This window comes from Methanoculleus sp. (genome assembly GCF_035363275.1).
Classification (GTDB): Archaea; Halobacteriota; Methanomicrobia; order Methanomicrobiales; family Methanoculleaceae; genus Methanoculleus.
On record NZ_DAOSET010000004.1, the window covers coordinates 26,690 to 41,101 of the forward strand.

Annotated in this window: 10 protein-coding genes; 5 read left to right on the plus strand and 5 right to left on the minus strand. The window is 62.0% G+C overall.

The annotated features are described in order from the left end of the window. Positions 1 to 206: 206 nt before the first annotated feature. Together pscS and PLN84_RS01390 are read right to left on the minus strand one after the other, a co-directional pair. Positions 207 to 1,385 carry an O-phospho-L-seryl-tRNA:Cys-tRNA synthase gene (gene pscS / locus PLN84_RS01385; protein ID WP_292384608.1) on the minus strand — a complete coding sequence of 393 codons (1,179 nt, stop codon included), beginning with the start codon at positions 1,383 to 1,385 and terminating at the stop codon, positions 207 to 209. Further along, a complete protein-coding gene (locus tag PLN84_RS01390; protein WP_292384611.1) occupies positions 1,382 to 1,564 on the minus strand; it encodes a hypothetical protein in 183 nt (60 codons plus the stop codon). The genes pscS and PLN84_RS01390 overlap by 4 nt, the downstream gene beginning before the upstream one ends. A 130-nt stretch (positions 1,565 to 1,694) precedes the next feature. Here PLN84_RS01390 and PLN84_RS01395 point away from each other — a divergent pair, with 130 nt between their 5' ends. From PLN84_RS01395 to PLN84_RS01410, 4 genes are read left to right on the plus strand one after another with little or no spacing between them, the layout of a single operon-like run. Continuing rightward, a complete protein-coding gene (locus PLN84_RS01395; RefSeq protein ID WP_292384612.1) occupies positions 1,695 to 2,855 on the plus strand; it encodes an exonuclease SbcCD subunit D in 1,161 nt (386 codons plus the stop codon). Then, a complete protein-coding gene (locus tag PLN84_RS01400) occupies positions 2,842 to 6,015 on the plus strand; it encodes an SMC family ATPase (RefSeq protein ID WP_292384614.1) in 3,174 nt (1,057 codons plus the stop codon). The genes PLN84_RS01395 and PLN84_RS01400 overlap by 14 nt, the downstream gene beginning before the upstream one ends. Continuing rightward, a complete protein-coding gene (locus PLN84_RS01405) occupies positions 6,012 to 7,052 on the plus strand; it encodes a DNA double-strand break repair nuclease NurA (RefSeq protein ID WP_292558744.1) in 1,041 nt (346 codons plus the stop codon). The genes PLN84_RS01400 and PLN84_RS01405 overlap by 4 nt, the downstream gene beginning before the upstream one ends. Continuing rightward, positions 7,033 to 8,628 (plus strand): ATP-binding protein, encoded by a 1,596-nt coding sequence (locus tag PLN84_RS01410; protein ID WP_292384617.1) that lies wholly within the window; start codon positions 7,033 to 7,035, stop codon positions 8,626 to 8,628. Before PLN84_RS01405 ends, PLN84_RS01410 begins: the two co-directional genes overlap by 20 nt. Before the next feature lie 90 nt (positions 8,629 to 8,718). Here PLN84_RS01410 and PLN84_RS01415 read toward each other — a convergent pair whose 3' ends face one another. Both PLN84_RS01415 and PLN84_RS01420 read right to left on the minus strand, forming a co-directional pair. Continuing rightward, positions 8,719 to 9,222: a nucleotide-binding protein gene (locus PLN84_RS01415; protein ID WP_292384620.1), complete on the minus strand. Its 504-nt coding sequence runs from the start codon at positions 9,220 to 9,222 to the stop codon at positions 8,719 to 8,721. A gap of 22 nt (positions 9,223 to 9,244) precedes the next feature. Further along, positions 9,245 to 10,117: a formate/nitrite transporter family protein gene (locus PLN84_RS01420; RefSeq protein WP_292384622.1), complete on the minus strand. Its 873-nt coding sequence runs from the start codon at positions 10,115 to 10,117 to the stop codon at positions 9,245 to 9,247. A 1,128-nt stretch (positions 10,118 to 11,245) separates the two neighbouring features. On the opposite strand from PLN84_RS01420, the gene PLN84_RS01425 reads away from it, so the two are divergent. Beyond that, entirely contained in the window at positions 11,246 to 13,129 is a 1,884-nt protein-coding gene (locus PLN84_RS01425) for a chloride channel protein (protein ID WP_292384624.1), read from the plus strand. 14 nt (positions 13,130 to 13,143) lie between these two features. On the opposite strand, the gene PLN84_RS01430 is transcribed toward PLN84_RS01425, so the two are convergent. Continuing rightward, the gene (locus tag PLN84_RS01430) at positions 13,144 to 14,409 is read right to left on the minus strand and encodes a Coenzyme F420 hydrogenase/dehydrogenase, beta subunit C-terminal domain (RefSeq protein ID WP_292384625.1); all 1,266 of its coding nucleotides are present in this window, start codon (positions 14,407 to 14,409) and stop codon (positions 13,144 to 13,146) included. Between the last annotated feature and the right edge of the window lie 3 nt (positions 14,410 to 14,412).

Consider the following 14,412-nt stretch of genomic DNA (forward strand, 5'->3'; position numbering starts at 1 on the left):
TTCTATTCGTTGTTATGGGCAAGAACGGGACAAAGCCCGGTACAGTGGACCGTCCCCCAGACGCGATATCCACTGGAAAGTCGTGCATGGGTTACGCAAGCGAAGGGTGGTTGCGAACTCCCCCGGAGAGTTCAGGTACACGATAGACCGGATAACGCTCCGGCCCGCACGCACCGGTTCCAAAAGAAAAAATGTCTCGGGGTTCCTCAGACAGTATTCAGCCCGTTATCCTGCGCAACTCCGACAAACGACTCCCCGACGTGCCGGATCTGTTTTTCCGTCAACCCGAAGGTGTTGTACTTCCAGACTTTCGTGGAGCCGGGGATGACCCCGGTGATCCCCCGCTTCTTCATGTCGCTTGCGAGGAAGAATCCACGTTTCTTGTGCCGTTGTGCCACCATATCGAAGGAGCCGCGGGTATCTATCCGGGTCAGGGTGTGCTTTCTGGGGTAGTCGGAGAGGACCTTTGTCCCCTCGATGGAGAGGAGGGCATCCGTGACCGCCTGCGAATGCGCCACCTCGGTCTCCCAGTGCTGCACCCGCTCCCTGACGTGGGGGAACGAGGCCATCATCCCGACGACGGTGACGCCCATCAGGGTGCAGCCCATCATCTCCACCTCTTTCATGCCGAACGTCCGGCCGGTGACGTCTCCCTTTGCCTGTGTCATCCGGAAGACCCGCGCTGCGTGCTCGTTCGTCGTCGCGAGGACACCGGAGGGCGCCGGGGCCGCCATGCTCTTGTGCCCCGACCCGACCACGAAGTCGGCGCCGAGCGCTTTGCCGTCGACAGGCATGATCCCGACGGTGTAGGCACCGTTGACGAGGACCGGGATGTCGTACTGGTGGGCGACCTTGATGATTCCTGCGACGTCGTGGACGTTCCCGAACTGGTAGTCGACGTGGTCGACGAAGAGCAGGGGCGGGGTCCGCGAGAACTCCCGGATCACCGCCTCGATCTTCTCTGCTGCGGCATCGGGAGTGATGTGGTTCTTTTCGTCCTTCGGGATCTCCCGGGGGATCCCGCCCGCCGCTTCGATTGCCATGAACTCGGTGTAGTGGGCGAGCGCCGTGAGGATGACCGGGTCGCCTTTCGAGACGAGAGTGCTTGCAACCGCCTGGAACCCCCGGCGCGCTCCCGGGACCACCCGCGCGGTATCCATATTCAGCCACGCGGCGAGGTCCGCGTGGTACTGCGCGATAGGGGGGTTCTTGATATAGTCGAGCCGGGGAGGGTTGCGGCAGTTGTCGCAGACCGAATAGCCGTCGCCGAAGGATATCGCCGCTTTCATGGCTTCAGGAGTGAGCCGCCCACCGGCCTGGATCGGGTCGATGTTGATGTACATCTCCTCGACGTCACGGGCTTCGATATCGACTGCGCACCTCACCGGACCAGCTCCTCTTCGATGACTGCGATCTGCCGCTTCACCTTCTCGAGCGTGGCTGCGGCACGCTTCTGCTCTGCCTCGTCAAGGTCGTGCTGCGGGGCTGTCTCCCGCAGGAGGAATCGGATGTCGGAGAGGAGGAAGAGTGCCTGAAAAACTGCGTCAACGGCTCTTTTTGACACGAGATCACCATACAAATATCAGTGAGGATATATTAGGTTACGCGTGTTTCGGGCACTGAGCCTATGCCGCACACTTTCACACCGCGCTGAACAGGCATTTATACTCTAGGGACATGGAGATTTAGTGGGCATGAAGATCGTTCATTTAGCAGACACGCATCTCGGATTGTCGGCTTTTAACCGAGTAGATCCGGAGACCGGGATGAACCTGCGCGAACAGTTCATTTACGACAACTTCCTTGCCTCTGTTGACCGGATCATCGCGATGCGTCCCGACGCGCTCGTCCATGCAGGCGACCTCTTCCACCAGGTCAAACCGAAGACCCGCGCCTACACGACGGCGCTCGACGCCCTCTCCCGCCTGCGGGACGCGGGGATCCCGGTGCTCGTGGTTGCGGGCAACCACAGCATGGCCAAGACCCGGTATACGGCATCGCCGTTTGAGGTGCTTGAGAGGGGAGGCTACGCTGCAGGCGACCTCTACGTCGCTCACAACAACCGCTATCGGCGGGTCGAACTGGGGGACACCGTCTTTCACCTGATACCGAATATGCTCCTCCCCGAAGGGTACCGGACGGCATTTGCGGAGGTCGAGTACTCCGGCGGCACAGACGTGCTTGTCACCCACGGCCTTGCGAGCATCCTGAAGGACCGGCGGTTGCACACCGTCGCCGAGCACGAACTGGACACGACGATCCTCTCGGACCGGTTCGACTACATCGCTCTCGGCCACTTCCACGGCCAGGTGCAGGTCGCCGACAACGCCTGGTACAGCGGGTCACTTGAGTACTGCAACTACGGAGAGATCGCGGAGAAGAAGGGCGGCCTCGCCGTGGACCTCGAGTCCGGGGAGGTCGAGCAGATCGACCTCCCGCGCACCCCCATGATCAGCCTCGGCCGGATCAATTGCGACGGCCTCTCGGCCCGTGAGGTCGTGGAGGGCATCCTCGACGCGGCCGGTACCGCAGGTGAGCGGATCGACCGCGCGATCTGCCGGGTCACGCTCGATGGAATACGGCGCGAGACGCTCCGCGCACTTGACCAGAAGGCGCTCGCGGACGTCCGGGCTCAAGTGCTGGACCTCAAACTGCAGGTGATAACCGCCGACGATCCGTCCCGGATCTTCTGCGAAGACTCACTCGTCGGTCTGGACTACATCGGTGAGTTCGAGCGTTTCGTGGAGCGGGAGCACCTTGCCCCCGGCGAGGAAGAGTTCGTGAAGAGGACCGGGACGGCGGTCCTCCGGTCGGCCATCGCACGCCATAAAGAGGGAGAGCGTGCTGCTGAATAAACTCCGGATGCGGAACTTCAAGCGGTTCCGTGATCAGGAGATCGCCTTCCAGGACGGCATCACGGGCATCGTCGGGAACAACGGGACCGGCAAGAGCAGCATCGTCGCCGCGATCCTCTTCGCCCTCTATGGCCTCCAGGGGACCGGGCTCGACGGAAACTACATCGTCAGTTCCTTTGCCGGCCCACAGGACGTCTGCGAGGTCCGCCTGGACTTCCGGGTCGCCGGCAACGACTACGCCGTCGTCCGCAGGTTCAAACGCCGCCCCTCCTCGACCCTCCACGAGGCAAACCTCTACCTGAACCAGAGACTTCTCGCGAGCAGCGTCCAGAAGGTAGGAGAGGAGGTGCAGCGGATCGTCGGCATGGGCCCGGGAGACCTCCGGAACACCATCTACTCCGGGCAGAAGGAACTCCTTGCCCTGATCGAGAGCCGGGCCGGGTCCCGGAAGGACTGGTTCATGCAGGTGCTGGGCATCGATTACCTCAGGAAAGACAGCATGGAAGACCTGAAGAAGGTGGTCGATGCCCGGGAAGGGGTTTTCCTGGAACTCTCCGGGCGGCTCCGGGAGCTCGATGCAGACGGGATCCGCGACCGCCTCTCGGCACTCCACACCGATCTCGCCGGTGTTGAAGAAGCCTCAGAGAAGGCAGGTGCCATCGATAGGCGTGCCGTGGAGTTGCTCGAGGATGCCCGACGAGAACGCGACCGGCTGCTCTCCGTGCGCGAACGGTATCTCCACCTCAGAAACGAGGAGGAGGTGTTCACGGCGGAGATCACACGACTCCGTGCCGAGTGCCGGGAGGGGGAGGCGGAGATCGCAGAGCGGCGGCGGTTGCAGGCCGAACTTGCAGAACTCACGCCTCTCGCCGACCGCTACGAACCTCTGAAGGCGGAGATGGTCGTGATGGCGGAGGCGAAGGCCGCAACCGACCGCCGGGTCCTCGAGGTGCATGCCGCAAACGAGCAGGTCCGCGAGTACGGAGAACGCAACGCGAAGATTGAGGCCGAACTCACCGCACTTGCAGAGGACGAGGAGGCGGTTACCGCCCTTGCCCGGGAGGTCGGGGAGTGGCAGGCCCTCCGCGACCGTCTCACGACGATGAAGGCACTCCAGCCGGAGTACGACGCCCTCCGTGAGGAACTCGCCCGCATGGACGAGCGCTTTTCCCAGACGGAGCGCCGTGTCCGGGAGAATCGGCTGGAGATCGAAGCGATCGAGGAGAAGACACGACACCTTCGCGCGATCGAAGCGGAGATCGAGGACCTCGACTACCTCCGGGCCCGGGAAGAGGCTTTTCTCAAAGCCCAGGAGTACGCCCGGCAGGAAGAGCGGTGCCTCCGGGAGGTCCGCGCCGCAACAGACGAGATGAGCCTGCTCGAGAGCGAGATCGCCGGGCTTGCCCGACAGCTCGCCGGGATGGGCGCCATCGAGGGGGAGATCGAGTCGGCGGAGAGCCGGAAAGACTACCTGACATCCCGGATCAGCGCCTGTGCCGAACGCCAGGAGGCGATCCGCGACGAGATCCGGAAACTGGCCGAACACCGGGCGGAGATCCTCGCCGCAGGCCCGGAAGGCTCCTGCCCGACGTGCCACCAGGGACTCGGCGAGCACTACGAGGAACTGGTTGGCGACCTTGCAGCCGCTACCACGTCGATGCAGGCCACGCTTGCAGACCTCGAACACGAGTATACGAGGGCGACCGCCGACCGCAAGAACCTCGTCGCCGCTCTGCAGGACCTCTCCCGGCAGCGCATCGACTGCCAGCGCCTGAAGGAGCAGCACGCGCTCTACTCGTCGCGGCACGACCAGAGCAGAAGGAGCGTGCAGCGGTGGCGGGCCGAGGCCGAAGAACACCGTGCGGCGATGCAGGCGCTCGGCATGGACGAATACGATCCGGCGGTGCATATCGCCCTCAAGGAGCGCATCCACGCTCTCGTGGAGAAGCGGGCAGCGGCCGACACCCTCCGGGGCGAGTGCAGCCGCCTCCCCGCCCTCCAGGAGGAGCGGCAGCGGCTCATCAAGGATGTCGAGGGCTACCTCGCCGGAAAAGAGGAGACCGAGGCGAAGGTATCCCGGATCGGGTTCGACCCCGTGGTCCGGCAGCGCCTTGATGCCGAAGCGCAGGCACTTGAGGGGTCATACCGCGCCTACGCGGAGGCACAGGCCCGTCTCGCGCGGCGACCGGCGCTGGAGAAGGAGCAGGAGGCTGTTCTCGCACGGGTCGACGCTCTCCGGCAGAGGCTGGAGGTCGCCCGGGCTGAACTCATCCGCCTCTCGTTTGACCCGCAACGGTTCGCACGCCTTGGTGAGGAGTGCAGCCGTGCCGAAGCGGCGCACCGGAGAGCGCTTGAGCTCCGGGTCCGCCTCGAGGAGGTTCCACGCCTCTTCGAGACGCTCAAGGCAAAGCAGGACCTCCTCGCAAGTCGGGAGGCCGACCTGCTCCGGGTCGGGGCGGCCATCGGCGACCTCGGGTTTGACGAACGAGCGGTCGCGGCAGCAGAGGAGGCAGTCGCGGGCCGCGAGCGGGAGGTTGCGGCGGCACGGGAGCAGCGGTACGCAATCACCGCTCGCATAACCGGCCTGGCGGCAGAGATCGAGAATGAGGCAGGGAGGCTCTCCCGGGCGGAGGACCTCTCCCGGCAGCAGGAGACGCTCACCAGGGAGATCGGGCGCCTGAAACTGACCCGCACCCTCATCAAGGACTACACGGACTACCTCCTGCAGGTGGTCAGGGACAGGATCGAGGAGGAGGCGGGGAGGGTGCTTGCCGAGATCACCGATGGGCGCTACGGGACGGTGATGCTCGACGACGACTTCACCGTCCTCGTCCACGATATGGGAGACGACTACCCGGCCGACCGGTTCAGCGGCGGAGAGCAGGACGACATCGCCATCGCCCTCCGGGTCGCCCTCTCCCGGTTCCTTGCCGAGGTGAACGGGGTGCACGACTCCACGTTCCTGATCTTCGACGAGATCTTCGGGAGCCAGGATGAAGGGCGGCGTAATAACCTCCTGCGGGCGCTCCGGACCCAGGAGGCTCATTTCCCCCAGATTCTCCTCATATCCCATATCACCGAGGTCCAGGATGAGTTCTCGACGACGCTCATGGTCGAGATGGGGGCGGACCAGGCAAGCCGCGTCCGGGAGTTCGAATGATGGACCGGAAGACCTTTTACCAGGACGCCATCCGGCGGGTCGCCGGAAGGATCCGGGAGTCCGCCCCCGAGGACCTTCCCGAGCGGTTTTCGGCGTGCAGCGGGTTTGATACGTCATCATACCGCTGCTGCCGGCCCGAGTTCGACGGGGCAGTCTGCGCGGTGGACGGGAGCAACACCATAATTCTCGACGCAGGCAGTTTCGCCATCGCCGCCGTCCGGGCATCGGTCAGCGCGTATGCCGGCAGTGCCCGCCTCTGCCACCGTACGACGCCCCTCTACGTCGTTACGGTCAACCCGGGAACCGGGAACGAGGACTTCGACACGCTCTTTTACGACTGTTTTCACTGCACCCCGAAGGCGCACCTCGACCACGACGACCCGGTCCGGAACACCGCCGTCATACGCGACACCCTCGAGTACTGGGCGGCGATGGAGATGGCCGCGGAACTCGATACCGGGGACCTCATCGTCCTCGACGGCACGCTCCAGGTCCGCCATGCAAGCCATGACGAGGTCATCGAGAGACTCTTGAACCTCTGCAACCTCCGGGGGGTGCTCATCGCCGCGGTGACGAAACGAACGTCGCTCACCTGGGGTGGGGGGCACCCGATCATCCCGGCGGCAGAGGGGCTTGCTCGCGAACTTTCCGTCCGTGAGCCCTGGTATCTCTGCGTCTCCGCCGCCGAGGGCCTCATCGATCGGCAGGAGGCACGCCCCTGGAAGCAGCGGGGCGAGCAGTACGTTACGCGGCTGCACCCGCGGGCACAGCGGGCGTTCAAGGTGGAGATCCCGAAATACTACGGCCCGGACAACGTCGAACGGGTCTTCTCGGCGCTCGCGTTCTTTGCCGACGACGGGAGGGTCACGGGCTACCCGTACCCGCTCCTCGACGCCCACCTCACCACGAAGATCGGAAGGGACGCGGTTGACCAGGTCCGCCGGGACATCGTCCGGGACATGGACCTGCTCGGCATGACCTTTGCCGATTACACCGGCATCTTTGGAGACTACCACGATGAATTTGATCGATATTGACGGCGGCGACGCCTCGAAATACCGCCTGATCGGGGACCGGGTGCTCAGCTACCGGTTTGCCGTCCCCCACGACGAAGAACTCTTTCTCGGGGACATCTTGAAGATCACCGACGACGTCAAGGGGCTGACGTTCTTTGCCAAAGTGAGCGACCTCCTCCACGACTGCAACTTCTCCGACCCGAACTGGGACACCCGGCCCCATACCGAGCACTTCTACACCATAGGGGAGGACGTCTTCATCCTCGTCGAGGCGCTCCCGCTCGGGTACGTCGGCGCTGACGGCACCTTCCGAAAACCCCGGACAATTCCGGCGAAGTTCTCCCGCGTGGAGCGGCCGGGCTCGGATGACTTTGCATTCCTCCGGCAGGTGATGGGCGATATCGAGGTCGGGGTGATGAAGACCGGCCAGGACGTCCTGCAGGACGTGCAGGTCGCTCTCCCCTCAACCGTCATGCGCCAGCACATGGGCGTCTTCGCGACGACGGGCATGGGGAAGAGCAACTTCATGAAGGTCTTCTGCGCATCCTGTATGCAGGCCCGGGCGTTCGGGCTGCTCATCGTCGACCCGCACGGCGAGTACGTGGCGGGCGGGCGGTCGTCGAGCGGCAAGGATACCCGGGGACTCCTGCACTACCAGGCCGGCCGGGACGGGCTCTCCGTCTTCTCCACCCGGTCGGAGCAGTTCCGGAAGAAGTACCGTCTGGACCAGCTCTACCTTGACCACGACGACTTCAGGGCGCCCGACCTCCTCCTGCTCTACGAGCACTCTCCGCCCCAGCGCGAGGTCGTGGAGATGCTCGAGAGCACGCCGGGTTCCGACGTGATCGACTTCTTCCAGACCACCGACTTTGCAACCTTCGACGCCGAGACCTACACCGGCCGCCATCCCCGGATTGCCCGGGACTTAAAGAACTTCTCACCGAGCACGCTCTCGGTGATGCAGCGGCGCATCACGGGCATGATGAACCGGAACCGGGGCTTCTTCCGGCGCCAGGGCTCCTCGATCCCGGAGATCGTGAAGGCGCTCCACGAGAACAAGGTCGTCCTGATCGATATCCCGGGAATGAGCGAGCAGAGCGAACTCTTTGTCCTCTCGATCATAACGCGCAAGATCATGCGCAACCACCAGGGGGAAGGGGCCGGAGGCGATGAGGAGCCAAAGCAGGTGCTGATCACCATCGAGGAGGCGCAGCGGGTGCTGGGGTCAGGACCCGGGAGCACCCAGATCTTCCGGGAAGCCGCGATGGAGGGGAGAAAGTTCGGTGTCGGGCTCTGTGTGGTGACCCAGCAGCCGAAGAACATCGACGCCCGGGTCCTTGCCCAGTTGAACACCTTCGTCGTGATGGGGCTCTCAGACCGGGGAGACCGCGATATCATCGCAAGCAGCGCAAAGCAGGACCTATCGCGCCTGGACACCGAGATCCAGACGCTTGAACCGGGAGAAGCGGTCATCAGCACCATCGGGATACCGTTCCCGGTGAGCACCCGGATCCATCTCTTCGAGGAGTACGTTCAGGACCTCAACACAAGACCGGTGGTCCGGCCGATCGACGACGGGCTTGATACGACATTTTGAGAAGAAACGCGCGAAGGTGATGTTGGCAGGATCCTATCCTGTGTCAACTGTCCCTTCACTGAATTGCTTGACGCCCCGGGGGCATCAGGATTACTGGACTTTCTCGATTTTTCGTATCGAGACGCAGTTGATGACCGCATCCCCGGACAGGATGTAGCGTTTGACGACCGTCCCGAGCACCTCGACCACATCCCCCTTCTGTACGTTGTGTGCCGGCGAGGTGAACATCTTGACCGATATCTCACCGGTCCGGTCGGCGACGAGGTACTGCGGCCGGTTGAGGAACTGGAAATACACACGTTCGACGACACCCTTTATGCGTACCGGTTCCCCGAGCATGTTTAGGTTGATCTCCCGTATCCGGGCGTTCTTCGCTTCTGCTTCGTACATAGGCACCAGTGACGTATACTGTGACTGGCTCATGTAGTTGAGCGCTAGCGGTATGAGAACCAGCATGACGGCCACAGGTACGCCCCAGATCAGCAGGTATACATCCCCTGTAGTGAGGACATACGCTGCCATCAAGACAACAAAAAAGAGGAAGACGGCCAGTACAACGGCCGACACCCTCACTTTGATATTTCCGATCTGCATCGTTAATCAGGTCTACTTAGATCTACTTAAGGGCTGCAATTTCCTTTCTGAATGCGACCCAGTAGAGGACACCGACGAAGAACAGACCGCCGACGATGTTGCCGAGTGTGACCGGAATTACGTTGTTGGTCCACATGTTCACCCAGTTGACCGTCGCGACTGCCTTTGTGGGGTCAATACCTGTGACGAAGATACCCGCCGGGATGAAGTACATGTTCGCAATGCTGTGTTCGAACCCGCTGGCAACGAAGGCGAAGATCGGGAACCAGATACCGACGATCTTACCGATCGCGTCGTCGGCGCAGATACCGAGCAGGACAGCAAGGTTGACGAGCCAGTTACAGGCAATTGCCTTCAGGAAGCACGACCAGAGCGCCATACCACCGACGTAACCTGTCTTTGCGGCCGCTATGCCTATCGCTCTCGTACCAAATGCGGTGACCGTTGCGACTCCGGCGGCATCGTAGCTGACACACGGCCCGTATGCCATGATGTACGCAAAGATTACCGACCCGATGAAGTTGCCGATATATACCCAGACCCAGAGGTTGAGCACGCTTGCCCAGCTGACCTTGTGGACGAACGCTGCCATGGGGGCGAGCATCGCGTCGCCGGTGAAGAGTTCGGCACCGGTCATGATTGTGATGATAAGTCCGACAGGGAAGACAGCACCCAGAACGAGCTGGGAGATACCGGGGCTTGCCGCACCGAACCGCATCGCAACGTCGGTTGCCTGGATACCGGTCGAACAGACCGTCGCCAGGGCAGCACCCATCGCGATGAAGGCTCCGGAGAGGACACCACGCAGGAGCATGTTCCAGGCCGGCAGTCCGACCTTGTACTTCCCGGCATCACCTGCTTTTGCTACGATAGCAACTGGAGGATGGAATACCATTTTTCATACACCTCTCTAAACGTCCTACCTATACCATCAAGTAATCCGAATGGATAGGTCTAATTAATCAGTAATTTAAGAGTGCTATTAATAGGTTTCGAAATGATCGCTGTGCCCCGGTGACGGAGCCTCATTTGGGGCATTTATCGTCGCTGTAAGTTAATTTCCATAGTTAAACATGAAGAATCAATAAATAACGCTTTAACCTTCGGATTGGAGACCACGCAGAATATAGGTAGTTTTAGGGGATGTTCGACGGTATTCCGGGAGCAGGCGCGCCCGGTCTCCGGCAGTAGCCCATTCCCCCTTCCGGGACAGAAAAAATACGGCATTATCACCGCACTTGACATGCGCGCAGGAATGACCATCAGGGACCGGCTTTCAGTCAGGCAGATTAACTTTGTTTTGAAGAGAAGGCCGGCCAGCGCCTCGCTTCCAGAGCAGTCTCCGGTTCCGTGCCGGACCTCGCTTCAGGCGGACTGCAGACACCGTGGGCGTAAGCCTTTGTGGTGCCGCAGTAGCCGACGCATGCCTCGGGTACAGCCTGCCCTGTAGACCGATCAGGGGGTATGCTCCCGGGAAGGGTCCCCCTCCCGCCGCATGATGACCGTGTAACTCGGAAGACGCCGTTCGGACGCTGCAGGAGCGTTATCAGGCGTCTTTGGAAGATGTACAGCGGATTTTGGAGAGGAGTGCCGAACGGCTGGAGGAGGGGCATCCCGGTTCGGGCTGCGCGCCCACCCGTCACCCGACGGCCGATGCACGGCACGACGGACGTGCCGGCCGCAGCTGGCGCAGGAGCCGGACGTGCGCAGCCAGGAACATGAACGAAGCAGGATCCTACAGGGCTCAAGGGAACTTTCTCCTCCGCGCTGCAGCCAATCAGATTGGGCAATCCCTCCAGGAGGAGCAGTGCCTGGTGCACCGGGAGACCTGCTTCCGGATCCGGTGTAAGCGCTCCGTGCCCTCTCAGGCAGGAATCGTCCTTCAGACACTATATCTTCCCGTCCCACACCACAGACCGTACCGGGAGCGCCGGCCGGCAATGTGCATTCAAAAACAATGTACTTCCACTGGGAATTAATCAAATAACATATCAGGTCGTATGAAAAATATTTCATAGATTTCATGCAGATCGAGGAAGCCGTCACTCCTTACAGGAGGGTCATACTTATCGCCATCATCGTCGGGCTTATCGCCGGCCTCGGTGCCCTGTTCTTCTTTGAAGGGCTGAAACTGGGAACTGCGTTTTTCATGGAAGGCATCGTCGGGTTCAACCTCCCGAAGGAAGGGCAGACCCTCCAGGATATCAGCCAGTGGGCTCCTCCCGATCACCTCTGGATGATCCTCCCCGTCATCTGTTTCGGGGGGCTTCTCTCCGGCATCCTGGTCTACACCCTTGCCCCGGAGGCGGAAGGTCACGGGACCGATGCAGCGATCAGGGCGTTTCACGGAGGAAAGCGGGTACGCTGGCGTGTCCCTCTCGTTAAAGCCGTCACCGCCATCCTGACCATCTCGACGGGAGGAAGCGCGGGCCGTGAAGGGCCGACCGCGCAGATCTCGGCCGGTTTCGGTTCGATCGCCGCCGACCTGTTAGGCCTCTCCCCCCGCGAGCGGAGGCTTGCCATCGCCACCGGTGTCGGCGCCGGGATCGGCACGATCTTCATGGCACCTCTCGGCGGGGCAATCCTCGCCGCGGAGATCCTCTACAAGCAGGACTTCGAGACCGAAGCGATCGTTCCCGCGTTTCTGGCCTCTGTCATCGGATATGCCATGTTCGGCCTGGTCGAAGGGTTTGAACCGGTCTTCGGTCCCGCGGCGACCTCCTGGAACGTCTTTCAGATCCCGTTCTTCATCCTCCTCGGCGTGGTCTCGACGGCAGTCGGCCTGATCTACATAAACGCCTTCTATGGGACGAACAGGATTTTTAAGGAGATATTCGGCCGGTTCAACCTCCCGAATCACTTCAAACCCCTTGCCGGGGCGTTTCTCACCGGCATATTCGTCCTTGCTCTTGCGGCCCTCTCTCCCGAAGCGGCAATCGTCGGGCTCGGGAGCCTCGGAACCGGATACGGCTTTGCGCAACTTGCCCTCTATAACATGCTCCCCGTCGGGGTGCTGCTCTTCCTCCCGTTTGCAAAGATCCTGACGACATCGCTCACCATCGGCTCGGGGGGGAGCGGCGGCGTCTTCGCACCGGGACTGGTGATCGGGGGGGCGACAGGAGGGGCCTTCGGTTCCCTGCTGCACCTCGCGCTCCCCGGCATCGTGCCCGCAGAATCCGTGCCGGTCTTCTTCGTCGTCGGGATGATCGCCCTCTTCGGTGCGATCTCCCATGCACCCATCGCGGTCATGATCATGGTCGTAGAGATGACCGGCGACTTCTCCCTGCTCGTGCCGGCGATGGGCGCTGTCTCGGTGGCGGTCATTCTCATCGGCCAGTCCACCATCTTCCGTGAGCAGGTGCTGGACCGGTCCCAATCTCCTGCTCACAGGGACGAGTATATGGTTGAAATCCTCCAGGATATCCATGCCGGCGATATTATGGTGCCCCGTGACCGGATCCTGGCTGTATCGCCCGATGACAGGGTTGGACGGGTGCTCCACCTGATCGACGAGACACTGCACACCGGGTTTCCGGTGCTCGATGGGGAGGGCAAACTCGTCGGCATCATCGCTCTCGATGATGTCAGAGATAACCGGATAAACGGCGAGCATGACGTCCTGGTGAAGGAGGCCATGAGCTCACGGGTATTCACCGTTCACCATGCCTGTACGTTGCGCGATGCCCTGGACCTGATGACCGAGCACGACATTCACCACCTGCCTGTTGTTCCGGCAGATGATCCGGGGGTGCTCTCCGGCTTCATCACCCGGACAGATATTATGAAGGCCTATACCCGGAAGGTATCTCAGTCGGCAGGGAGACGCCGTACAGGGTCCGTCACCCTGATCGAACCGGGTATGGCGGCAGGAAACAGTCCCGGCGAGAAAAAGAGGGTTGATGGTTGAGCGTTGCATTCAGGTCATTTGAACACGTCAAAGATCTGGTCGCTCCCCGTCGCGATGAGCCGGTCGCGCTCTGAACTCTCCTCGACGAGCGCGAGCACGGGGGGAGTCATATCCTCGCCCGGGTGGAACCCAAAGAGCCTCTCGAGGTCGACCTGGATGGCGTGCAGGAAGACCGAGTTTGAGATCTCCACAGGACAGAGCTCCTCGCACTGGCCGCAGTTGACACAGGAGTCGGAGATATGCGCGAACCGGATCAGGTGGAACATGAACGGCGGCGGGATGACGCCGGGCTCGACCAGGTAGTCCTTCTTCGTACTGCAGTCGATACAGTAGCAGATCGGGCAGTTCTCGATGCAGGAGTAGCACTTGATGCACCGGGAGGTCTGCTCCCGGATCCGGTTCAGGCGCTCCGTCCCCTCGCCGAGCGCCCCGAAGTAGCGTTCCCGCCATTTGTCGCCGAGTTTCAGCATGGCGTTCTCGACCTTGCCGCGGATCTCGATCCCCTTCGGATTTGCCGCCTCCGTCGCCACGGCGCCGGCCTGGATAGCGCTGTTGAGGAGGTTCGCGCCCTTCTCGGAGCAGACCTCGACGAATGTGGCGTTGCCGGCTTTTTCCCCAATAACGCCCCAGTTCCCGCAGGCGAGATCCGCCTGACGCGGGATCTTGATCTTGCACCGCCGGCAATTGGACCGGCGGCCGAGCCCCTCGTTCCCGAGAAGGTCTTCTGCCCCCTCCTCGAGTTCATCGATCGAGACGGAGGCGTGCTCGCCGTCCTTTGTGACAACGATGAACTTTCCCTTGTCGATCTCCTCCTTGACGACATCGTCGGGGTCGAGGCCAAGCTTCTCCCGGACGACGGTCCGCGCTACCTCCGGCCGGATGGTGCCGCCGCAGTTGAGGCCGATCACGATGATGTTGTCCAGGTTGACCTGCCCGCGTTTGGCCATCTCGTAGATAGCCTTGACGTCGCAGCCCTTGAGGACCGTCGCAATCCGCATATTGGGATCGGTTGCGAGGAGGCACCGCCGCATCTGTTTGGGGAGGAGCAGGGTGCCGCAGTGGAGCGAGCCCGCAATGCCTCCGATCTCGGCGGGGTCGGTGATCAGCGCCGGCAGGGCGTCGTAGACGTCCGCGCCCTTCCGGACCGCAAAGACCCCGTCAACCATACCGCTCTCGAGAGCGTGGCGCAGCAGGGCGGTCACCGCTCCGCCGGTCTCGGCCTTCTCGCGGAGTTCGTCGTCCGTCGTCCATGCATAGAGTAAATCGCCTTTTCCTGCCATATC